This window comes from Pseudomonas sp. 22515 (genome assembly GCF_052044625.1).
Classification (GTDB): Bacteria; Pseudomonadota; Gammaproteobacteria; order Pseudomonadales; family Pseudomonadaceae; genus Aquipseudomonas; species Aquipseudomonas alloputida.
On the sequence record NZ_JBQENN010000034.1, the window covers coordinates 1 to 21557 of the forward strand.

The 21557-nt window shown below is 62.7% G+C and carries 17 protein-coding genes; 10 read left to right on the plus strand and 7 right to left on the minus strand.

Features of this window, described 5'->3' with window-relative positions; all coding sequences use genetic code 11:
- Positions 1 to 167 precede the first annotated feature (167 nt).
- Positions 168 to 1232: a 23S rRNA (cytidine(2498)-2'-O)-methyltransferase RlmM gene (rlmM, locus tag ACTJJN_RS24115; protein ID WP_004577178.1), complete on the minus strand. Its 1065-nt coding sequence runs from the start codon at positions 1230 to 1232 to the stop codon at positions 168 to 170.
- 224 nt (positions 1233 to 1456) lie between these two features.
- On the opposite strand from rlmM, the gene acnA reads away from it, so the two are divergent.
- Both acnA and ACTJJN_RS24125 read left to right on the plus strand, forming a co-directional pair.
- A complete protein-coding gene (acnA, locus tag ACTJJN_RS24120) occupies positions 1457 to 4198 on the plus strand; it encodes an aconitate hydratase AcnA (protein ID WP_440781673.1) in 2742 nt (913 codons plus the stop codon).
- 250 nt (positions 4199 to 4448) lie between these two features.
- Positions 4449 to 6014, plus strand: coding sequence for a methyl-accepting chemotaxis protein (locus tag ACTJJN_RS24125; RefSeq protein WP_012053174.1), 1566 nt, complete (start codon positions 4449 to 4451; stop codon positions 6012 to 6014).
- A 235-nt stretch (positions 6015 to 6249) separates the two neighbouring features.
- Here ACTJJN_RS24125 and ACTJJN_RS24130 read toward each other — a convergent pair whose 3' ends face one another.
- The 5 genes from ACTJJN_RS24130 to ACTJJN_RS24150 all read right to left on the minus strand — a co-directional run bounded on the left by ACTJJN_RS24130 (position 6250) and on the right by ACTJJN_RS24150 (position 9621).
- Positions 6250 to 7134, minus strand: coding sequence for a pseudouridine synthase (locus tag ACTJJN_RS24130; protein WP_088513729.1), 885 nt, complete (start codon positions 7132 to 7134; stop codon positions 6250 to 6252).
- A gap of 51 nt (positions 7135 to 7185) precedes the next feature.
- Entirely contained in the window at positions 7186 to 7494 is a 309-nt protein-coding gene (locus tag ACTJJN_RS24135) for a hypothetical protein (protein ID WP_003248718.1), read from the minus strand.
- 65 nt (positions 7495 to 7559) lie between these two features.
- On the minus strand, positions 7560 to 7991 hold the full coding sequence (locus tag ACTJJN_RS24140; protein WP_003248716.1) for a D-Ala-D-Ala carboxypeptidase family metallohydrolase: 432 nt from the start codon (positions 7989 to 7991) through the stop codon (positions 7560 to 7562).
- Between the two features lie 108 nt (positions 7992 to 8099).
- Positions 8100 to 8339, minus strand: coding sequence for a glutaredoxin family protein (locus ACTJJN_RS24145; protein ID WP_003248714.1), 240 nt, complete (start codon positions 8337 to 8339; stop codon positions 8100 to 8102).
- Between the two features lie 73 nt (positions 8340 to 8412).
- Positions 8413 to 9621 (minus strand): ammonium transporter, encoded by a 1209-nt coding sequence (locus tag ACTJJN_RS24150; protein ID WP_003248712.1) that lies wholly within the window; start codon positions 9619 to 9621, stop codon positions 8413 to 8415.
- Positions 9622 to 9933: 312 nt separating this feature from the next.
- On the opposite strand from ACTJJN_RS24150, the gene ACTJJN_RS24155 reads away from it, so the two are divergent.
- The 8 genes from ACTJJN_RS24155 (at position 9934) to dacB (ending at position 19016) form a co-directional block, all read left to right on the plus strand.
- Positions 9934 to 10248, plus strand: a complete 315-nt coding sequence (locus ACTJJN_RS24155) for a DUF883 family protein (protein ID WP_014753952.1) — start codon at positions 9934 to 9936, stop codon at positions 10246 to 10248.
- A 9-nt stretch (positions 10249 to 10257) separates the two neighbouring features.
- Positions 10258 to 10632 (plus strand): phage holin family protein, encoded by a 375-nt coding sequence (locus ACTJJN_RS24160; RefSeq protein ID WP_012053179.1) that lies wholly within the window; start codon positions 10258 to 10260, stop codon positions 10630 to 10632.
- Complete coding sequence (locus ACTJJN_RS24165) at positions 10629 to 10958, plus strand: hypothetical protein (RefSeq protein ID WP_003248704.1); 330 nt, start codon at positions 10629 to 10631, stop codon at positions 10956 to 10958. Before ACTJJN_RS24160 ends, ACTJJN_RS24165 begins: the two co-directional genes overlap by 4 nt.
- 144 nt (positions 10959 to 11102) lie before the next feature.
- Entirely contained in the window at positions 11103 to 12434 is a 1332-nt protein-coding gene (locus ACTJJN_RS24170; protein WP_014753953.1) for a deoxyguanosinetriphosphate triphosphohydrolase, read from the plus strand.
- 282 nt (positions 12435 to 12716) lie between these two features.
- Positions 12717 to 13334 (plus strand): response regulator transcription factor, encoded by a 618-nt coding sequence (locus ACTJJN_RS24175; RefSeq protein ID WP_003248700.1) that lies wholly within the window; start codon positions 12717 to 12719, stop codon positions 13332 to 13334.
- 8 nt (positions 13335 to 13342) lie between these two features.
- Positions 13343 to 16975 (plus strand): ATP-binding protein, encoded by a 3633-nt coding sequence (locus tag ACTJJN_RS24180; RefSeq protein WP_088513728.1) that lies wholly within the window; start codon positions 13343 to 13345, stop codon positions 16973 to 16975.
- Between the two features lie 41 nt (positions 16976 to 17016).
- Positions 17017 to 17361 carry a YggL family protein gene (locus ACTJJN_RS24185; protein WP_003248695.1) on the plus strand — a complete coding sequence of 115 codons (345 nt, stop codon included), beginning with the start codon at positions 17017 to 17019 and terminating at the stop codon, positions 17359 to 17361.
- Positions 17362 to 17561: 200 nt separating this feature from the next.
- Entirely contained in the window at positions 17562 to 19016 is a 1455-nt protein-coding gene (gene dacB / locus ACTJJN_RS24190; protein WP_004576444.1) for a D-alanyl-D-alanine carboxypeptidase/D-alanyl-D-alanine endopeptidase, read from the plus strand.
- Positions 19017 to 19143: 127 nt separating this feature from the next.
- Here dacB and ACTJJN_RS24195 read toward each other — a convergent pair whose 3' ends face one another.
- The gene (locus ACTJJN_RS24195; RefSeq protein WP_017147806.1) at positions 19144 to 21534 is read right to left on the minus strand and encodes a sensor domain-containing diguanylate cyclase; all 2391 of its coding nucleotides are present in this window, start codon (positions 21532 to 21534) and stop codon (positions 19144 to 19146) included.
- Positions 21535 to 21557 lie beyond the last annotated feature (23 nt).

Consider the following 21557-nt stretch of genomic DNA (forward strand, 5'->3'; position numbering starts at 1 on the left):
ACGGGCATCCATGCCCGTCACCTCCCTCCGCAAGCCCTGCGCTCGGCCTCCTGAAGTCGCAATCTGCGTCGCCTGAACTATCGCGCGCTTAGAAGCAACAGCAAAAGCAGACGCAGACGCAGACGCAGAAGCAGAAACAGAAACAGAAACAGAACGACGTGCTGGCCTCAGCGTGGCTTCAAGTCGAGCCGCCGCAGGTGGCAGGTTACTTCTTCACGGTCGTGGTACAGCTGCTTGCAGGCAATCGACACCCTGATCTTGCGTGCCTTGAATGTTGCCTCCATACGGTCGAGCAGGCGCCGTACTTCGGCATAACGCTGCTTCATCGGCAACTTCAGGTTGACCACCGCCTCGCGGCACAGCCCCTCACCCAGCCAGGTTTCAATCAGCGAGGTGGTACGCGCCGGCTTCTCGACGATATCGCACACCATCCAGTCTACCGGCTGCTTCGGCTGCCAGGTAAACCCATCGGCCATCAAGTGCTGGACCAGGCCTGTGTCCATCAGGCTTTCGGCCATCGGCCCGTTATCGATGGCTGTCACCAGCATGCCACGGCGCACCAGCTGGTAGGTCCAGCCACCCGGTGAGGCTCCCAGGTCGACGCCGGTCATGTCATCCCCCAGGCGCTGCTCCCACTGCTCACGCGGAATGAACTGGTGCCAGGCCTCTTCCAGCTTGAGTGTCGAACGGCTAGGTGCCTCGCGAGGAAACTTCAGGCGCGGGATGCCCATGGGCCACAAGGCGCTGTTGCTGGCCGATGCCACGCCGACAAATACCCGCCGGCCGCTGATGAAGGTCAGCAGCAAGCGTGGGCGACCGGGGTCGTCGACCAGGCGGCCGGCCTTCTCCAGGGCCTTGCGCAACGGCACTTCGAACTTTCGGCAGAAGGTGGACAATTCCTTGCCTTCGTTGCTGTCCAGCACCTCCAGCCAAAGGCTGCCGAACACCGGGAAATCGGCCAACTGCGCCAGCAACACACTGATGCGGTCACTTTCCGGCAGTTCAACGTAACCGCCACGTGCCCACTGCCGCGGGAAAATCAGCTGGTTGAAACGCAGTTCCCCCATCAAGCGCTCGGCACCGCCCTCCTCGCTACAGACAAACTCGGCACTGGCACTTTGCGGCTTGCCTTTGGCATAGCCGGCAACACCCAGGCGGGCGGCATGTTCGCTGATTTCGGCGCAAACCTCACCCTCGAAACCGGGCCGGCAATGCATGAACAGGGTATTCATCTCTCACTCCACGACGGCTGGCGCACCACAGGCGCCGGCAGGGCGGCGATGATAAAGGAAGTTCGGAACCTGCGACACGCCCCGCCGGTCCAGAAAAGGGTCAGGTAGCGTAAACCGGTCTAACCTGACCATTCAGCCAGGTCCGTGCCGTGCGGACCGATACAGAGCGGTGCTGCCGGCAAACCGTGAATATTTGCCGGGCACCGGTGCAGAAGGAGTTGGCAATGCCCTCGCTCGATAGCCTGAACACCCTCAAGCCCCTCAAGGTCGGTGACCAGACCTACCACTACTTCAGCCTCACCGAGGCCGCCCGCCAGCTGGGTGACCTGCAGCGCCTGCCCATGTCGCTTAAAGTGCTGCTGGAAAATCTGCTGCGCTGGGAGGATGGCGCGACCGTCACCGGCGACGACTTGCGCGCCATTGTCCAATGGCTTGGCGAACGCCGCTCGGACCGCGAGATCCAGTACCGCCCGGCGCGGGTGTTGATGCAGGACTTCACCGGCGTACCCGCCGTGGTCGACCTGGCGGCCATGCGCGCCGCCATGGCCAAGGCTGGCGGCGACCCGCAACGGATCAACCCGCTGTCACCGGTCGACCTGGTGATCGATCACTCGGTAATGGTCGACCGCTACGGCACGCCGCAAGCCTTTGCCGAAAACGTCGACATCGAAATGCAGCGCAATGGCGAGCGCTATGCCTTTCTGCGCTGGGGCCAGAGCGCCTTCGACAATTTCCGCGTGGTCCCCCCGGGCACCGGCATTTGCCACCAGGTCAACCTGGAATACCTGGGCCGCACGGTGTGGACCCGTGAGGCCGACGGCCGCACCTATGCCTTCCCCGATACCTTGGTGGGCACAGACTCGCACACCACCATGATCAACGGCCTGGGCGTGCTCGGCTGGGGTGTCGGCGGCATCGAAGCGGAAGCGGCCATGCTCGGCCAGCCGGTATCGATGCTGATCCCCGAAGTGATCGGCTTCAAACTGACCGGCAAGCTGCGGGAGGGCATCACTGCCACTGACCTGGTGCTGACCGTGACACAGATGCTGCGCAAGAAAGGCGTGGTGGGCAAGTTCGTCGAATTCTACGGCGACGGTCTGGCCGAGTTGCCCCTGGCCGACCGCGCGACCATCGCCAACATGGCACCGGAATACGGCGCCACCTGTGGTTTCTTCCCGGTCGACCAGGTCACCTTGGACTATCTGCGCCTTTCGGGCCGCCCCGAAGCGACCGTGCAGTTGGTCGAACAGTACTGCAAGGCGCAGGGCATGTGGCGCCTGCCCGGCCAGGAGCCGTTATTCAGCGACACGCTGGCGCTGGACATGGACGACGTCGAAGCCAGCCTGGCCGGGCCCAAACGGCCACAGGACCGCGTAGCGCTGGGCCAGGTCAGCCAAGCCTTCGACCACTTCATCGAGCTGCAGCCCAAGCCGCTGGCCAAAGAAGTTGGCCGCCTGGAAAGCGAAGGTGGCGGCGGTGTGGCAGTGGGCAACGCCGACCAGACCGGCGCAGTCGACTACAGCCATCAGGGCCAGACCCACACCCTGCGCGATGGCGCCGTGGTGATTGCCGCGATCACCTCATGTACCAACACGTCCAACCCCAGCGTGATGATGGCTGCCGGGCTGGTGGCAAAAAAAGCACTGGAGAAAGGCCTGCAACGCAAACCTTGGGTCAAGAGCTCGCTGGCGCCAGGCTCCAAGGTAGTCACCGACTACTTCAAGGCAGCCGGACTCACGCCTTACCTCGACCAACTGGGTTTTGATCTGGTCGGCTATGGCTGCACCACCTGTATCGGCAACTCCGGCCCGCTGGACGAGGCGATCGAAAAAGCCATTGGCAGCGCCGACCTGACCGTGGCTTCGGTGCTATCGGGCAACCGCAACTTCGAGGGCCGCGTGCACCCACTGGTCAAGACCAACTGGCTGGCCTCGCCCCCGCTGGTGGTGGCCTACGCCCTGGCCGGCAGCGTGCGCCTGGACCTGACGCGCGATCCGCTGGGCTCAGGCAAGGACGGCCAACCGGTCTACCTGCGTGATATCTGGCCGACCCAGCAGGAAATTGCCGAGGCCGTGGCCAAGGTCGATACGGCGATGTTCCACAAGGAATACGCCGAAGTGTTCGCCGGAGATGCGCAATGGCAGGCCATCGAGGTGCCACAGGCCGCCACTTACGTGTGGCAGGCTGACTCCACCTACATCCAGCACCCACCGTTCTTCGACGGCATCGGCGGGCCACCGCCACAGATCGCCAATATTCACGGCGCACGGGTGCTGGCGCTGCTGGGCGACTCAGTGACCACCGACCACATTTCCCCCGCGGGCAACATCAAGACCGACAGCCCGGCCGGGCGCTACCTGCGGGAACAGGGTGTGGAGCCTCGCGACTTCAACTCCTACGGTTCGCGGCGTGGCAACCACGAAGTGATGATGCGCGGCACCTTCGCCAACATCCGTATCCGCAACGAAATGCTGGCAGGCGAAGAAGGCGGCAACACCTTGCATGTGCCCACTGGCCAGAAGCTGTCGATCTACGACGCGGCCATGCGTTACCAGCAGGAGGGCACCCCGCTGCTGGTGATTGCCGGCCAGGAGTACGGTACCGGCTCGAGCCGCGACTGGGCAGCCAAGGGTACCAACCTGCTGGGGGTCAAGGCCGTGCTGGCAGAAAGCTTCGAGCGTATTCACCGCTCCAACCTGGTGGGCATGGGCGTGTTGCCGCTGCAATTCAAGGCCGGGCACAACCGCAAACAGCTGGGGCTGACCGGCAAGGAACAGATCGATGTACTGGGGCTGGACGGCGCACATATTCGCCCCGGCATGAGCCTGCCCTTGCGCATTACCCGCGAGGATGGGCAGCAGGAACAGATCGAGGTGCTATGCCGGATTGATACCCTGAACGAGGTGGAGTACTTCAAGGCCGGGGGGATTCTGCACTATGTGTTGCGCCAGATGATCGCCGGTTGAGACGGAGCGTCTGGCCGAAGATTTGTTCCGCTCTCTAGACCGAGCGCTGCGCGGGCGGCGCTCGGTCTCCTACACGCCAATACCTCAAAGCTATATGCTTTAAAGTCCCACGCGACAGCACTGGCCCTTGGCCATCCATTCGGTCATCATCTGACTTACCCGTCATTGAGTGCAATCAATGAACCAAATATCCATTCAATAAAGCCAGCGGCTTGCCGATACCTGTCGAAAGCCCTGCGGACTATCACCCATGCGTAACAACCAGCCGATTACCCAGAGAGAACGGACTTTCCCTGCCCAGCAGCGGTTGATCTCCACTACCAACGCCAAGGGTGTGGTCACCTACTGCAACGATGCCTTTATCGAAATCAGTGGATTCACCCGCGAGGAGCTGACTGGCGCACCGCACAACCTGGTGCGTCACCCCGACGTACCGCCTGCCGTGTTTGCCCATATGTGGCAAACCCTCAAGCAGGGCCAGCCGTGGATGGGCATCGTCAAGAACCGCTGCAAATCCGGCGACCATTACTGGGTCAACGCCTATGTCACACCCATCTTCGATAACAACCAGGTTGTCGGCTTCGAGTCGGTGCGGGTCAAGCCCACTGCCGAGCAGATCCGCCGTGCCGAGGCCCTGTATCAGCGCATCAACCAGGGCAAGCCACCGGTACCGCGCCGCGACAAGTGGCTGCCAGTGCTGCAGGACTGGCTACCCTTCATCCTGATCAGCCAGGTGGGCTTCCTGATCGGCAACTGGCTGGGTCATTCCTGGGGCTTTGCCTTGGCCGCTGGGCTTTCGGTACCACTGGGCCTGCTCGGCCTGAGCTGGCAGCAGCGCGGCCTCAAGCGCCTGCTGCGCCTGGCCGAGCAAACCACTTCCGACCCCCTGATCGCGCAGATGTACACCGACAGCCGTGGCGTGCAGGCGCGCCTGGAAATGGCCATGCTCAGCCAGGACGCACGCATGAAAACCTGCCTGACCCGCCTACAAGACAGTGCCGAACACCTGAGCGACCAGGCACGCCAGTCCGATGCCTTGGCGCACAAGAGCTCTACGGGGCTGGAGCGCCAGCGGGTGGAGACCGAGCAAGTCGCCGCTGCGGTAAACCAGATGGCCGCCACCACTCAGGAAGTGGCCAACCATGTGCAGCGCACCGCCGATGCCACCCAGGAAGCCAACCGCCTGACCAGCCAGGGCCGGCAGATTGCCGGAGAAACCCGCGAGGCCATCGAACGTCTGTCGGCGGCAGTGGGCGAGACCGGCCAGACGGTTACGCAACTGGCCAAGGACAGTGACGAGATTGGTGGCGTGGTCGACGTGATCAAGGGCATCGCCGACCAGACCAACCTGCTGGCACTGAACGCAGCCATTGAAGCAGCGCGCGCCGGTGAAATGGGCCGTGGTTTTGCCGTGGTGGCTGATGAAGTGCGTCAGTTGGCCCAGCGCACCGCCGAATCCACCGGGCAGATCCACGGCCTGATCGCCAAGCTGCAACAGACCGCCAGTAACGCAGTGCTGACCATGGAAACCGGCCACCGCCAGGCACAGGAAGGCGTCGACCGGGTAATGCAGGCCGATGAGGCGTTGGTAGGCATCAGCGAAGCGGTAGCCAATATCACCGACATGGCCACCCAGATTGCTGCTGCAACCGAAGAGCAGACCGCAGTGGCTGACGAGATCAGCCGCAACATCAGCACCATTGCCGAACTGGCCGACCAGACCGCCGAACAGGCGCAGCACTCGGCACTGCTGAGCGAAGAACTGACCAGCACGGCGGGCAGCCAGTATTCGCTGGTGGAGCGCTTCAACCGCTGAAGCTCGAGACTTCCGCTGGGGGTGACACCGGCTCTGCCGGTGTTCGCGGGTAAACCCGCTCCTACAGCGGCCTGTGTTCAACCACCGAGGTGCGTCCGCCACCGATCTGTGCCGAACCACCGATGCGTGCGTAGGAGCGGGTTTACCCGCGAATACGGTAGCGGCGGCAACGGTGAACGGCGGTTGGAAATTGGCCAGCAGGCCCGGCCCTTCGCAGGTGAACCCGCTTGCTGTGTTACCAGTCCAACCGCAAGCGGCTCTCGAAGTAGCGCTCTTCGCCACTCAGCGGGTCCTCGAAACGCAGGCTCTGCGCCAACAGTTTCAGCGGCCGCTGGTAGTCATCCTCTTCATTGAGCAACTGCGGATAGAACGGGTCATTGCTGATCCCTGCCCCCAAGGCCGCCATGTGCACACGCAACTGATGGGTCTTGCCAGTCACGGGCGATAGCCCATAGCGCCATCGCTCACCGTTCTTCTCCAGCACCTCGGCCAGGGTTTCACTGTTGGCCTCACCCTCCACCTCATGCATGCGGAAAAATGGCTCGCCATGCACCAGGCGGCTTTTGTGCACCAGCGGAAATGTATGCTGCGGCATGGCAGCGGCAATGGCCTGGTAACGCTTGTCGATACGCCGCTCGGGGAACAGCCGCTGGTAGGCGCTGCGGCTGTGCGGGTTGGCGGAAAACAGCACGAGCCCAGCGGTGTGCCGGTCGATGCGGTGCAACGGCACCAGGTGCGGATTGTCCAGACGACGGATCAGGCGGCGCAACAAGGTCTGCTCGACGTATTCACCCGTCGGCGTCACCGGCAGGAAATGCGGTTTATCGGCCACCACCAGGTGCTCGTCCACATGCAGCACCACCTCCTGCACCGGAATCGGCCGTTCGTTCGGCACTTCGCGGAAGTAATGCAAACGCATGCCACGCTTGTAAGGCAGGTCGGCGGCAACTGCGTGCCCGTTGGCATCCAGCACCCGGCCACGGGCAAAGCGGTCAAGCCACTGGGCGCGGTCGATGGCCTTGAAATGGTCACACAAGCAATCGAGCACCGTCACCCAGTTACCAGGTGGCAGGCACACCGTACTGGCTTGCTGGCGGGCGGGGTCGAAAGGCGTGGTCATGGCTGGGCTCGAGACGTTCATGGCCGCGCATTATCGCCCAAGCCCGCCCCCTCAACCAGCCTGGGCCATCGCCTCGCAGCGCTCCTTCAGCCAGCGCAGTACCTGCACCGGCTCCCAGCGGCCAGGGTCGTAGAGTGCATAGAGCAACCCCTCATAACCCACCACATCCAGCCCTCGGTGGTAACCGGCCCGCTGGAACAAGGCCTCGATCTCGGCGAAGCAGGTATTGAAGTGGACTTTGCCGAACGGCGTGCAGTCGCCCGTCACCAGGCCTTCGAGGCGCAGTTCCAGAACGGCGTCAGCCACCCGATCCACGGGCATGCGGTTGACGCTGTACTTGAGTTGCTCGACATTGAGCATGGCTTCACCTCGATACTGTATTTATATACAGCATACGAACATCCCCTTGCTGCCGTCAATGCGCTTCATTGCAGCCCCGCCAGGTAGCCGCTGCCTTTACGCAGGGTCAGCACCTGCCTGCGCGGCGTGCCGCGCGTCACCGACAGGTGCACCCATTTATCGAATTCCAGGATCAGCTGATCGAAGGGCACCGTACTTTCGCTGACTCGCCGAACGGTCTCGCGCGGGCTGACCTCGATCACCGTGAAGTCCGCCGCCAGCCCTTGCACGTGCTGGCTATCGGAGGCGCCACCGATCAACCGATTGACCCTTTCACTGCGATACCCGCTGCTGATGATGATGGGCGCGTCGAACAATGCACGTACCTGTTCCAGCGCACAGCACAGCAATTGCAGGTTGGCCCTGGCTTCGAGGGGCGGTGCATTATCGAACCCTTCGCGGGCGGCGAGCTGGGAAACGGTCATTTCATCGAAGGTGAAATGTGGAGTGATGAACATGGCGAGCTATTCCGATGATGGAGAAGGTTACCGGCGACGGTGCGCCTCCACCGGATCATCAGCTCGCTTCACAGATCATGGAGCAGGGTTGCAACTCCTCTGCAGCCATCATTGCCCAAGAAAGGCCACCACTTGCTCGGTATCGAACGGCCAGTGCAACTCGGCGCCGTTGTCACAGCGCCGCAGCACCGGAATGATCAGGCCATAACGTTCGAACAAAAGCTCGCTCTCGGCGATATCGACCAGCTCTACCAGCAGGCCATGATCGACGAGAGGCATCAACACAGCCTCGGCCACTTCGCAGAGGTGGCAGCCGAGGGTGCCGAACAGTTGACATTCAGGCAGCATGTGGCAGGTCCCGGGTTGGCATACACAGAAGCCTATTCTAGGCGCGCCACGCCCACCCTGCATCTGACCTGGCTCAATCCTGGCTGGTAGCACCGATCCGGTGCAGCGACAGGTCCGCGCCTTGGAACTCCTGCTCATGGCTCAAGCGCAGGCCATGCAACGCACGAATGGCTCCGTACACGGCAAAGCCACCGGCCAAGGCCACCAGCACGCCCATCAGGCTGCCCAGCAACTGGCTGACCAGGCTGACACCGCCCATGCCGCCCAGCGCCACCTGGCCGAACACGCCACAGGCGATGCCACCCCACACGCCACACAGGCCATGCAACGGCCACACACCCAGGACATCGTCGATTTTCCAGCGATTTTGCGCGGCGGTGAAGGTCCAGACAAAGAGCGCCCCCGCCACCAGGCCGGTGACCAGCGCTCCAACCGGGTGCATCAGATCGGAACCTGCGCAAATCGCCACCAGCCCGGCCAGCGGGCCGTTATGCAGAAAGCCCGGGTCGTTGCGCCCGGCCAGCAACGCCGACAGGGTGCCACCCACCATCGCCATCAGCGAGTTGATCGCCACCAGGCCGCTGACGCCCTGCAAGGTCTGGGCACTCATGACGTTGAAGCCAAACCAGCCGATGATGAGGATCCACGAGCCCAACGCCAGAAAGGGAATGCTCGACGGCGCAAACGCCACCAATCGGCCCTCGCGGTAGCGCCCACGGCGCGCCCCCAGCAGCAGCACCGCCGCCAGCGCCAGCCAGCCCCCCATGGCGTGTACCACCACAGACCCGGCAAAGTCGTGGAACGGTGCGCCGAAGCGTGCCTGCAGCCAAGCCTGCACGCCCAGGTTGCCGTTCCACACCACGCCCTCGAAGAACGGATAGACGAACGCCACGATCAACGCCGTGGCGCACAACTGCGGCACGAACCGCGCCCGCTCGGCAATGCCCCCGGAGATGATCGCCGGAATCGCCGCCGCAAAGGTCAGCAGGAAGAAGCACTTGACCAGCGCATAGCCATGGTCGACAGCCAGTGTTGTCGCCGGCTGGAAGAAGTTGACTCCGTAGGCGATCCAGTAGCCTATAAAGAAGTAGACCAGCGCCGAGATGGCAAAGTCGCTGAGGATCTTCGACAAGGCGTTGACCTGGTTCTTGTGGCGCACCGTGCCCACTTCAAGGAACGCGAAGCCGGCATGCATGGCCAGCACCAGAATGGCGCCCATGAGAATGAACAGGGTGTTGGAACCGTGGACCAGAGAGTCCATAGCGCTGTGCATGTTTTCCATGAAATAGGCAGACCTGCTGAAAAAGGCACCAGGACAGTTCAAGAACCTGCATCCCTGCACCGAATCGGTGCCAGCCCCTACCCTGTTCAGGTGAGCGGGGTGAAGCCTGCGTGGTTTTTTCTTGGGTTTGTCGTGGATTGGGTTAAGGTTTATCGGTATCCGCTGCGCGGGCGCCCTGAATCGGCGCAAAACCGGTTACAGGCGCTCCGCAACGTGGCAAAAACTTAGCAAGGCCCATACCAGCAGCCGCACTTGAACCTTCCATGCGTGCTGTCACTCGAACTACCAACACTCATCGACAGGGAGAGACCCATGGCCAGCAAATCGGCAAAGAATGCACAAGAGATATTGATGGCTGACTTCCAGGCCTTGGTGCGCGACACCGAGAAGCTGCTGGCCGACACCGCCAACCTGGCCGGCGACCAGGCCGACGAACTGCGCGAGCAGATTCACGAGCGCCTGGCCCAGGCCCGCGAAACCCTGCAACTGACCCAGGACTCGGTGCGTGAACGCAGTCAGGCAGCGCTTGGCAGCGCCGAGCAGTACGTGCAGGAAAACCCGTGGCGGGCAATCGGCATCGCGGCCGGCGTCGGCCTGTTGATCGGTCTGCTGGCCAACCGGCGCTAAGGGGAACCCATGGAGAATGACGCCAACGGCACCGGCGCTTCGGGCAAGCGCCTGGGCGCGGCCATGCTGGGGCTGCTGCACAGTCACATCGAACTGTTCGGTATCGAGTTGCAGGAGCAGAAGGGCCGTACCTTGAGCCTGCTGCTGTTCGCCGGCCTGGCGCTGGTGTTCGCCCTGCTGCTGCTGACCGCGCTGTCCGGGCTGCTGCTGGTGCTGCTGTGGGACAGCTATCGACTGGCCGGTATCATTGGCCTGTGCGTGTTCTATGGCATTGCCGCCCTGTACTGCGGCGTGCGCCTGAAGGCGGCGGTGTTCGACGAATCATCGCCCTTCGGCGCCACCCTCGACGAACTTGCCAAGGACAGGGAGCGCCTGTTGCCATGAGCCTGCCAGAACTGCCAAACACGCGTAACCCGCGCGAACTGCGCAAGGCGCTGCTGCGCCTGCGCATGGAGATGCACCGCCAGGAAATCCGTCATGAGTCCGGTCAGTTGCTTGAACCGCTGCGCCGCGTGCGCGGCATGGGCAGCTCGCTACATGAAGGCCTGGGTATCAAGCATGCGCCACTGTGGGGCATCGGCGCTGTGGTGGCGCTGGGCTTTCTCACCGGCAAAGGCGTACGCAGCGGCAACCTGACGCGCCTGGTACGGTTGGGCAGCACCCTGCTGCCGCTGGTACGCCTCTACCTGCAAGGCGGCCGCCGCCCCTGACGCTCGCCCCGGCAGAAGCAGCCTTGTGTTGCGAAGAGGCCCGTACGATCGATACGAATGCATCAAAGGGCCGGCCTCTTCTTCGCAGCACACGGCGCTTCCTGCAGGGTATGCTGCTGCCTTCGAACGACAGGAGACCGCGCCTTGGACTGGCACACCTTGCTTACCCGCGAACGGCTGGGCAAAGCCCTGTACAGCGCCGATGAACTCGGGCGCAGCCCCTTCCACAAAGACCACGACCGCATCATTTTCTCCGGTGCCTTCCGCCGCCTCGGCCGCAAGACCCAGGTGCATCCGGTGTCGAGCAACGACCATATCCATACGCGCCTGACTCATTCGCTGGAAGTCAGCTGCGTCGGCCGCTCGCTGGGGATGCGCGTCGGCGAGACCCTGCGTGATAACCTGCCGGACTGGTGCGCCCCCAGTGACCTGGGGATGATCGTGCAGTCTGCCTGCCTGGCCCACGACATCGGCAACCCGCCATTCGGCCACTCCGGCGAAGACGCCATTCGCCACTGGTTCCAACAGGCCGCCGGGCGTGGCTGGCTGGACGACATGAGCGATGACGAACGGGCCGACTTTCTCAACTTCGAAGGCAATGCCCAGGGCTTTCGTGTGCTCACCCAACTGGAATACCACCAGTTCGATGGGGGGACCCGCCTGACCTATGCCACCCTCGGCACTTACCTCAAGTACCCGTGGAGCGCCCGCCATGCCGACGCCCTGGGCTACAAGAAGCACAAGTTCGGCAGCTATCAGAGCGAACTGCCCCTGCTCGAACAGATCGCCCGCAAGCTCGGCCTGCCGCAGCTGGAACACCAGCGCTGGGCGCGCCACCCACTGGTGTATCTGATGGAGGCTGCCGATGACATCTGCTACGCGCTGATCGACCTGGAAGACGGCCTGGAAATGGAGCTGCTGCAATACGCAGAAGTCGAAGCGCTGTTGCTTGACCTGGTCGGCGAAGACCTGCCAGAAACCTACCGCCAGCTCGGCCCACGCGATTCTCGTCGGCGCAAACTGGCAATACTGCGCGGCAAGGCCATCGAACACCTGACCAACGCCGCCGCCCACGCCTTCGTCGAGCAGCAGCAGGCGTTGCTGGCCGGGCAACTGCCGGGCGACCTGGTGGAACACATGCATGGCCCAGCCAAACGCTGTGTACTGCAAGCCAAGGACATGGCACGCAACAAAATCTTCCAGGACAAGCGCAAGACCCTGCACGAAATCGGCGCCTACACCACCCTGGAGATTCTGCTGAACACGTTCTGCGGTGCGGCCCTCGAGCAGCACGGTGGACGTACGCCATCGTTCAAGAGTCGCAGGGTGCTGGACCTGATCGGCAACAATGCGCCAGACCCACATGCCTCGTTGCACAGCGCCTTCCTGCGCATGATCGACTTCATCGCCGGCATGACCGACAGCTATGCCAGCGAAATGGCCCGGGAGATGACCGGGCGCTCCAGCCCGACCTGAAACGCGTCGGTGCAGCGCGGGCTCGGCCAGGCGCTGCACCACGCTTGCAGGAAACTTCCTACACCGAGGGTAACCACACTAAACGGCATGAATAAAAACTAATGAAAAGTTACCAAAATCGCTTTGACAGCGAGTTAACCACACCTATTCCGTAGCCCATTTTGCTTTATCTTGTAAGCCGTTTCCCATATAAGCCTAACAGCCATTCCTCGCACGCCTGACGACTTCCAACTGCGATAAGGTGCCCACTGTCACCCTCAATCGACCGCAGGGAAGTTGAACATGCATTCCATATTTATCGTTGACGACCATCCGGTGATTCGCCTGGCCGTCCGTATGCTGCTGGAAAACCAGAACTACAAGATTGTCGGCGAGTCGGACAACGGCGTAGACGCCATGCAAATGATCCGCGAGAGCAACCCCGACCTGGTCATTCTTGACATCAGCATCCCCAAGCTAGACGGCCTGGAGGTGCTGGCCCGCTTTCAGAGCATGGCCCTGCCCTTGAAGGTTCTGGTATTGACTGCACAGTCCCCGGCATTGTTTGCCGTACGTTGCATGCACTCGGGCGCAGCAGGTTATGTCTGCAAGCAGGAAGACTTGAGTGAACTGCTCAGTGCAATCAAGGCCGTACTGGCCGGTTATAACTACTTCCCCAGCCAGGCAATAAAAAACAACCAGACGACCGACAGCGACCTGCAACTTTTCCGCCAGGTAAATGACCGCGAACTGATGGTGCTTCAACTTTTCGCCCAAGGCCGCAGCAACAAGGAAATTGCCAAGGGCATGTTCCTCAGCAGCAAGACTGTCAGTACCTACAAGAAGCGCCTCATGCACAAACTGCAAGTCAATACGCTGGTCGATCTGATCGAGATGGCCAAGCGCAACGCGCTGGTCTGAACGTGGTCATGGCCCGAGCTATCAATCGCCTGCTGCTCGTCCTGCTGCTGCTCAGCGGCGCGACACAGGCTGGCCATCGCGAAGCCGCGTCCTTTACATTACTGGCGCGCTCATCGGCCCGCCCCGTCCAGCCCGTGCTCACGCCCGAACAACGGCAATGGCTCGAAGGCCAGCAGGAACTGGTACTGGGCACGTCGGCCCCCGACTATCCGCCGTTCGACATCACCGGTGGCGGCAACGACTACCAGGGCCTGACCGCCGAGTATGCAAGCCTGATCGGCATGGCCTTGCAGTTGCCAGTGAGGGTGCTGCGTTTCTCCAGCCGGCAGGCGGCGGTGGAGGCGCTCCGGCACGGGGATATTGACCTGCTGGGCAGCGCCAATGGCTACGAAGCGGCCAGTGACGGCCTGGCACTGTCGCGGCCCTATGCCGTCGACCAACCTGTACTGGTAACGCGTGAAGACGAAAAACGGGCGCTGGACATGGACCTGGCCGGCATGCGCCTGGGTATGCTCTACCACTATTTGCCCAGACAAGAAGTACTCACCGCCTACCCCAAGGCCGAGCTGCTGGCCTTTGGTTCTTCCAGCCAGGCACTGAATGCTGTCGCATTCGGCCAGGCCGACGTGTTCATCGGCGACACCATCTCCACGCACTACCAGCTCAACCGTGGTCATCTGCCCCGCCTGCGCATGGCCAACTTCGGCAAACACGAGGCCATCGGCTTCGGTTTTGCCTTGCGTCAGCAAGATACCGTGCTGCTGGACCTGGTGAACACCATCCTGGACAGGCAAAGCCCGGCCATACGCTCCAGTATCTTCAAACGCTGGAGCGCCGGCAGCGACCTGTTGCTGAGCGATCGCCAACTGCAATTGAGCGCGGCCGAGCAGCAGTGGTTGCAGAAGCATCCCGTGATGCGCGTGGCAGCCGATGACGCGGCTGCACCACTGTCCTATTTCGATGATTCGGGGCATTTCCGAGGCATCACCGCCGACCTGCTGGAACTCATTCGCCTGCGCACCGGGTTGCGTTTCGAAGTGCAGCGCGCCAGTGGCATTGCCGACATGGTCGCCCGCCTCAAGGATGGCCGGGCCGATGTCATCGCCGCACTGGCCAGCGCCGGGAAACCAGGGGACGACCTGCAAATCAGCCGCCCCTACCTCGAAAGCGCCTATGTGCTGGTCAACCACAAGGACAACAACACACTGAGTTCACTGGAGCAGTTGCAGGGGCATCGCATCGCCATTACCCGGGACAGCACCATGAACGCCATGCTGTCCCGGGACTACCCAAAGATAAGCTGGGTCGAGACCGAAAGCGCGTTCTACTCCATGGCGTTGCTCAACAGCGGGGCCGTCGATGCGGTGATCACCACCCTGATCGACGCCAACCACGCCTTGGCCAGCAACCCCGAGCTGGTCATCCGCACCTCGGTCGGCAGCGAACCCGCCAACTTCGCCATGGCCACCATTGCCCCGTCACCGGCGCTGTTGTCTATCCTCGACAAGGCTTTGCTGAGTATCTCACCCGAGGAGCTGGGGGTAATCAACAACCGCTGGCGCGGCTTTGGCAGGCATGAGGATGACAACACCAAAGGCTACAGCCGCCTTGCCCTGCAGGTGGTGCTGGCCACGGTCGTGCTTTTATTGCTGGCCCTGCTCTGGAATGCCCGCCTGCGGCTGCAGATTCGCCAGCGCCAGCGCGCCGAACGCGCGCTGAACGACCAGTTGGCATTCATGCGCGCCCTGCTCAACGGTACGCCTCACCCCATGTATGTGCGCGACCGCGAGGGTTGCCTGAAAAGTTGCAACTACAGCTACCTTGAAGCCGTGCAGGCCCGCTCCGATCAGGTGATCGGCAGAAAACTCAACGACAGCCTGTTTGCCGATTCCGAGCAGGCTCGGCAGATCCAGGCTGATTACCAGAAGGTCATGGCGGCAGGCTCGCCGCTGATCAAGGACCGCCCACTACGGATCAAAGGCCGGGAATTGACTATCTACCACTGGATCTTGCCGTACCGCGACTCCCTGGGTGAGGTGCAGGGGATCATCGGCGGCTGGATCGACATCAGCGAACGCCGCCAACTGGTCATGGAGCTGCGCCAGGCCAAGCAGCAGGCCGACGATGCCAACCGCGCCAAGAGCACATTCCTGGCGACCATCAGCCACGAAATCCGCACCCCGATGAACGCCGTCATCGGCATGCTGGAGCTGGCGGTCAAGCGCGCCGACCAGGGCCGGGTGGACCGCAGCGCGCTGGAACTGGCACACCATTCGGCCAAAGACCTGCTAGGCCTGATCGGTGACATTCTCGACATCGTGCGCATCGAGTCCGGGCACTTGTCCCTGGCCCCGGAGGTGGTCGACCTGGCGGCGCTGGTCGAATCGGTGGCGCGCATTTTCGATGGCCAGGCGCGGCAAAAAGGCCTGGCCCTGGAGGTGCAGATCGCCCCGGCCGCACGCTGCCATGTCCTGCTTGACCCGCTGCGCTTCAAGCAGGTGCTGTCCAACCTGGTGAGCAATGCCATCAAGTTCACCGAGCATGGTCAGGTGCGCATCTGCGTCAGCCTGCTGGATGACGGTACCAGCACACCCGCCGTACTGGAGCTGGAGGTGCGCGACAGTGGCATCGGCATCCACCCCGACGACCTGCAGCGCCTGTTCAACCCGTTCATCCAGGCCAACCCGCACAGCCAGGGCGCCCGCGCAGGTACCGGGCTGGGCCTGGCCATCTGCCGCAACCTGTGCGAAATGATGGGCGGCAGCCTGTCCATGAAGAGCCTGGAGGATGTCGGTACCCAGGTGCGCCTGAAGATGCCGCTGCAACGGGTGGATGGCGCAGAGCAGCCGAAACCGCTGCCCGAGCAGCTCGACGTGCCCGACCCACGGCTGAACGTGCTGGTCATCGATGATCACCCGGCCAACCTGCAACTGATGGCGCAACAACTTGGCTACCTGGGCCTGGAGCACGCCAGCGCCCGCGATGGGCGGGAAGGCCTGGCGACCTGGCGGGAAGGCGACTTCGATGTGCTGGTACTCGACTGCAACATGCCGCACATGAACGGTTACCAGCTGGCGACTGCCGTGCGCGCCGAAGAACGCCATGGCAAGCGCCCCCCCTGCACCATCCTCGGCTATACCGCCAACGCACAGCCGGAAGTACGCCGCAAGTGCCTGACCGCCGGCATGGACGACTGCCTGCTCAAGCCCATCAGCCTGAGCACCCTCAGCCAGCGCCTGGCTGGCATTCGCCCGCGCCGCCAGCAACGCCCCCGCCGCAAGCTGTACCAGCTGGACGGCCTGGCCGCCGTGGTCGGGCCTGACCCGGTCGATCGTCAGCGCTTCCTGGAGGCCCTGCACCAGAGCCTTCAGGCCGATCTGGCCAGCCTGATGGCGCTTCACCCGCAACACGACAGCGGCGCCATTGCCGAGCAGGCCCATAAGGTGCTCAGCGCCGCACGCATGCTGGAAGCCCCTGACCTGATGGCGGCCTGTGAAGCCCTCGAAGCCAGCGACTTGCCCACTGCCCAGGTGCGCCTGCGGCGCCAGGTACTGGCACGGCATATGTGCCGAGTGGAGCGTGCCCTGGCCAAGGAGTTGGCCACAAGCAGAGATACTCAGGCAGGCAACCACACGTGTTAACTGGTAGACTGCGCGGCGTTATTACCTAAGAGGATTGTTTCATGGCCACAAACCGCTCCCGTCGTCTGCGCAAGAAGCTGTGTGTCGACGAGTTTCAGGAATTGGGCTTCGAGCTGAACCTGGAATTCAAGGAAGATCTGGATGACCAGGCAATCGATGCTTTCCTCGACGCGTTCCTGGAAGAAGCCATGGACGCCAACGGCCTGGATTATGTAGGCGGTGACGATTTCGGCCTGGTGTGCTCGGTCAAACGCGGCTCGGTCAGCGAAGAACAGCGCGCTGCCGTTGAAGCCTGGCTCAAAGGCCGCAGCGAACTGACCAAAATCGAAGTCAGCCCGCTGCTGGATGCCTGGTACCCGGAAAAGCCTATCAACAAGGCTGAGTGATACTTGTCAGCTTCGAGCTGAAAGGTTGATTGCTGAAAAGGCCACCCCATTCGGGTGGCCTTTTTATTGGCGATGCTTTTCCGTCGAACGTGACGCATCGCGGCTGCGCTTGGGGCATAATGCGTAGTGTTTACGTCGTGGGGCCATCATCTCTTACAGCCCCAAAGCCCTTTTCCCTCGCCGCAGGGTATTCACTCACTATGATCAAAACGCTTCGTCCCCTCGTTCTTGCCGGCCTGCTGTTGCCACTTGCCTTGCCCAGCCACGCCGCCGTCAATACCACCCTGCCTGCCAAAGTGCAGCAGGCGCTCAAGGCCAACAAGCTGCAGGACACAGCGCTGTCGCTGGTGATGCTGCCGCTGGATGGCCCCGGCACCCCGACCGTGTTCAATGCCGATGTGTCGGTGAACCCGGCCTCGACCATGAAACTGGTCACGACCTACGCCGCCCTCGAACTGCTTGGCCCGACCTTCCAGTGGAAAACCGAGTTCTACACCGACGGCACCCTGAGCAACGGTGTGCTTAACGGTAACCTGTACCTTAAAGGTGGCGGTGACCCCAAACTGAACATGGAAAAGCTGTGGCTGCTGATGCGTGACCTGCGCGCCAATGGCGTGCGCACCGTCACCGGTGACCTGGTGCTGGACCGCAGCCATTTCGTGCAACCCAACCTGCCGCAGTTCAACGACGACGGCGGTGATGATAACAAGCCGTTCCTGGTCAAGCCCGACTCGCTGCTGGTCAACCTCAAGGCCCTGCGCTTCGTGGCGCGCAATGATGGTGGCAAAGTCACCGTCGCAGTCGAGCCGCCGATTGCCAGTATCCGTATCGACAACCAGGTCAAGCCGGTAGCCTCAAAGAAATGCACCGGTGATGTGCGCTACAACCCGGTGCCCCAGGCCGACGGCATCAGTGTCACGGTCAGCGGCCAACTGGGTGACGGCTGCAACTCGCAAACCTACCTGTCGCTGCTCGACCATTCCACCTACGCCGCCGGTGCCGTGCGCGCAATCTGGAACGAACTGGGTGGCAACATCCAGGGTGGCGACCGCATCGAGAATGTGCCCAAGAGTGCTCGCCTGTTGGCCCGCGCCTTCTCGCCAGACCTGGTGGAAGTGATCCGCGACATCAACAAGTACAGCAACAACACCATGGCCCAGCAGCTGTTCCTGAGCCTTGGCGCGCAGTTCCGCACCGATGCCGATGGTGACGACGCCCGTGCTGCTCAGCGCGTGGTACGCCAATGGCTGGCGAAAAAAGGTATTACTGCGCCGCATCTGGTGATGGAAAACGGCTCTGGCCTGTCGCGTGCCGAACGGGTCAGTACCCGGGAAATGGCCGAGATGCTGAAAGCCGCCTGGAAGAGCCCTTACGCTGCCGAATTCATGAGCTCGATGCCGCTGGTGGGCATGGACGGCACGATGCGCAAGCGTCTCAAGCGCACCGCGATGACCGGTGAAGGGCACATCAAGACCGGCACACTGAACACTGTGCGGGCGATTGCCGGCTTCAGCCGCGACAGCAACGGCCATACCTGGGCGGTGGCGGCGATTCTCAACGACCCTAAACCGTGGGGTGCCTCGCAGGTGCTGGATCAGGTGTTGCTTGACCTGTATCGCCAGCCGAAGCTGGCTGGCAGTACAGCAGCTAATTGATTGGTTAGCCTGTATTGGCCTTTTCGCGGGTGAACCCGCTCCTACAGGGGTGAGCACGGCTTGCCAAACCTGTGCAACCTGTAGCGGTTTTCGCCGCGAAAGGCTCGGTACCGGCAACCGACAGCGCTTAGGCCGACTCCCCCTCCACCCGGTCCCGCCCGGCCTGTTTGGCCGCATACACGCCGGCGTCGGCGCGCAACAGCAAGGCATCGGCGCCTTCGCCCGACCGCCAACCCGCCACCCCAAAGCTTGCAGTCACCTGGCCCACGCCTTCCACCGGCACATTGCGCACCCCTTGCCACAACTCCAGCGCCAGCAACCGCGCCTGATCGACATCGCTGCCCGGGCAAAGCACCATGAACTCTTCCCCGCCCAAGCGGCAGAACACATCGGTACGCCGTAAACGCTGACCGATGCGCTGGCACAGGCTACGCAGCACCCGGTCGCCGACGGCATGGCCGAAGCGGTCGTTGATGCGCTTGAAGTGATCGATGTCGAGCATGATCACCGCCAGCGCCAAGCCATCGCGCTGGGCCCGTTCCAGTTCGATCTTGAGCCGCTCCTGGAAGTAGCGACGATTATGGATACCGGTCAGCGAGTCTGTGACCGACAGCGCCCGCAACTCTTCCTCCACGCCCTTCAGGTCGGAGATGTCAGTCAGGTAGCCATGCCACAGGGTGCAGCCCTGCTCGCCCACTTCCGGGGTCGCCTCGCCACGCACCCAGCGCAGTCCGGCCCGGGGCAGGCAGACCCGATACTCCTCGCGCCAGGGTGACAGGTGTTCGGCCGAATAGCGCACCGAGCGGCGCACGCGCTCCAGGTCATCGGGGTGGATACGTTCGAACACCCCCGAGGCATCCTCACGCAACTGCATCAGGTCGACCTCATAGATGTCATACAGGCCCATGCTGGCATATGGAAAACACGAATGGCCGTTGGCATCCAGGCGATATTGGTAGATACCGCCCGGCACCTCGGCACTGAGCTTTTCCAGCAACCGGTCACGCGCTGCCAACGCCTCATGCACCCGGCGCCGCTCGGTCACGTCAATGCAGATGGCCAGGTAGCCAACCCACAACCCCTGTTCGTCGAGCATGGCAGTCACCAGCATGTTGGCGACCAGCTGGCTGCCATCGGCCCGTAGCAAGGTCCACTCGCCAGGCTCGGCACCGTGCTCTTGCACCGTTTCAGCGAACATCGCCTGGCCGCCAGCAATGGCGCGGCCAAAACGCAGGGTCAAGGCCTGGGCACGCAGGTTCAGCTCCTCCGGCAGCACCAGGTCTTCAAGGCGCAAGCGGCCGATCGCTTCGCTGGCCGCGTAACCGAGCATGCGTTCGGCACCGGCGTTGAACGTGCTGACCACCCCCTTGAGGTTGGTGGCGATGATCGCCACCTGGGTCGCGGCATCCAGCACACTGCGCAGTTGGTTGTGGGTGCCACGCAACGACTGCTCGCTGACCTGCAACTCGGCCGTACGCTGAGCGACCAAGGCCAAGGCGCGCTGACGCTGGCTCAACAGGCTGTAGAGCAGCACGCTGAGCAACAGGCTCAACAGTCCGCCCAACAAACCGACCGCCAGCACTGCCGAGGAGCGGTTCGCCTGCACGAACGCCTGGCTCGGCTGAATGCTCAGCTGGAAATAGTGATCGGCCAGGCGCAACAACTGATTGCTGGCCAGGGCCAAGGGCGCGACCTGATTTTGCGAATCGAACATCACGACGGGGCCTTCTAACCCAGACGGGTCCGTGATGCGCACGACAAGGTTGTCATCAGTCGCTACCGGCCGACCGTCGCTGACCAGCTCGCGCATGCTCAGCAAGGCCACCACATAACCCGCTGCAGCACCGCGGGGGTCGGCATCGGAAAATACCGGCGCGACCATCAACAGGCCGCGCTCTGCCGAGTGGGTATCGAGCAGGGCCAATGGCTCGGACACCGCCATGCTGCCTGGCCCCAACGCCCGCGCCAAGGCCGCCTGAGGCTCGCTTCGGCCAGCGAGGTCCAGGCCGTAGGGCAACCCGGGCAGTTCGCCCGATTGGGTATAGAGTACCGGGAAGTAATGGTCGCGCTGCGACGCCGGGCGCCACTGGCCTTGCGCGTCCTTGTCCCGGATCACGTAGCCTGGGCCGGTATGGGCACTGGCCAGGCGCTCGAATTCGGCGCGTTGCGTAGCCTCGACGCGCGGCGCCCAGGCATAGGCCAGGGTGCGCTGCAGCAGTGGCCGGGCATAGCCGTCAAATTCGCGCGGGCTGATGTCGTTGGAAAAGCTGAAAAACCGCCGCAGCCCGTCCAGGCGCTGCTGCTGTTCGTCAAAGCGCTCGGCAATACGGCTGGCGCGCTCACTGGCCAGCAGCTCAAAGCGCTGGCGCAGCTGCTGTTTGTAGAAGGTGTGCGCGGCAAATGCCAAGGCGGCGGTCAACAAGCCGCCCGCCACCAGTGCAATCAGCGCCATCGCCCAGGCGGACGCCCTCTCTGTGCACAAGCCAAGCAACCGCGCACGCACGCCACACTTTGACATACACCCATCTCGTCACGTCAGCG

Excerpts from the sequence above, each read along its gene's own strand:
- rlmM (WP_004577178.1), bottom strand. The coding sequence starts at position 1,232 with ATGAATACCCTGTTCATGCATTGCCGGCCCGGTTTCGAGGGTGAGGTT.
- acnA (WP_440781673.1), top strand. The coding sequence starts at position 1,457 with ATGCCCTCGCTCGATAGCCTGAACACCCTCAAGCCCCTCAAGGTCGGT.
- ACTJJN_RS24125 (WP_012053174.1), top strand. The coding sequence starts at position 4,449 with ATGCGTAACAACCAGCCGATTACCCAGAGAGAACGGACTTTCCCTGCC.
- ACTJJN_RS24130 (WP_088513729.1), bottom strand. The coding sequence starts at position 7,134 with ATGACCACGCCTTTCGACCCCGCCCGCCAGCAAGCCAGTACGGTGTGC.
- ACTJJN_RS24135 (WP_003248718.1), bottom strand. The coding sequence starts at position 7,494 with ATGCTCAATGTCGAGCAACTCAAGTACAGCGTCAACCGCATGCCCGTG.
- ACTJJN_RS24140 (WP_003248716.1), bottom strand. The coding sequence starts at position 7,991 with ATGTTCATCACTCCACATTTCACCTTCGATGAAATGACCGTTTCCCAG.
- ACTJJN_RS24145 (WP_003248714.1), bottom strand. The coding sequence starts at position 8,339 with ATGCTGCCTGAATGTCAACTGTTCGGCACCCTCGGCTGCCACCTCTGC.
- ACTJJN_RS24150 (WP_003248712.1), bottom strand. The coding sequence starts at position 9,621 with ATGGAAAACATGCACAGCGCTATGGACTCTCTGGTCCACGGTTCCAAC.
- ACTJJN_RS24155 (WP_014753952.1), top strand. The coding sequence starts at position 9,934 with ATGGCCAGCAAATCGGCAAAGAATGCACAAGAGATATTGATGGCTGAC.
- ACTJJN_RS24160 (WP_012053179.1), top strand. The coding sequence starts at position 10,258 with ATGGAGAATGACGCCAACGGCACCGGCGCTTCGGGCAAGCGCCTGGGC.
- ACTJJN_RS24165 (WP_003248704.1), top strand. The coding sequence starts at position 10,629 with ATGAGCCTGCCAGAACTGCCAAACACGCGTAACCCGCGCGAACTGCGC.
- ACTJJN_RS24175 (WP_003248700.1), top strand. The coding sequence starts at position 12,717 with ATGCATTCCATATTTATCGTTGACGACCATCCGGTGATTCGCCTGGCC.
- ACTJJN_RS24180 (WP_088513728.1), top strand. The coding sequence starts at position 13,343 with ATGGCCCGAGCTATCAATCGCCTGCTGCTCGTCCTGCTGCTGCTCAGC.
- ACTJJN_RS24185 (WP_003248695.1), top strand. The coding sequence starts at position 17,017 with ATGGCCACAAACCGCTCCCGTCGTCTGCGCAAGAAGCTGTGTGTCGAC.
- dacB (WP_004576444.1), top strand. The coding sequence starts at position 17,562 with ATGATCAAAACGCTTCGTCCCCTCGTTCTTGCCGGCCTGCTGTTGCCA.
- ACTJJN_RS24195 (WP_017147806.1), bottom strand. The coding sequence starts at position 21,534 with ATGTCAAAGTGTGGCGTGCGTGCGCGGTTGCTTGGCTTGTGCACAGAG.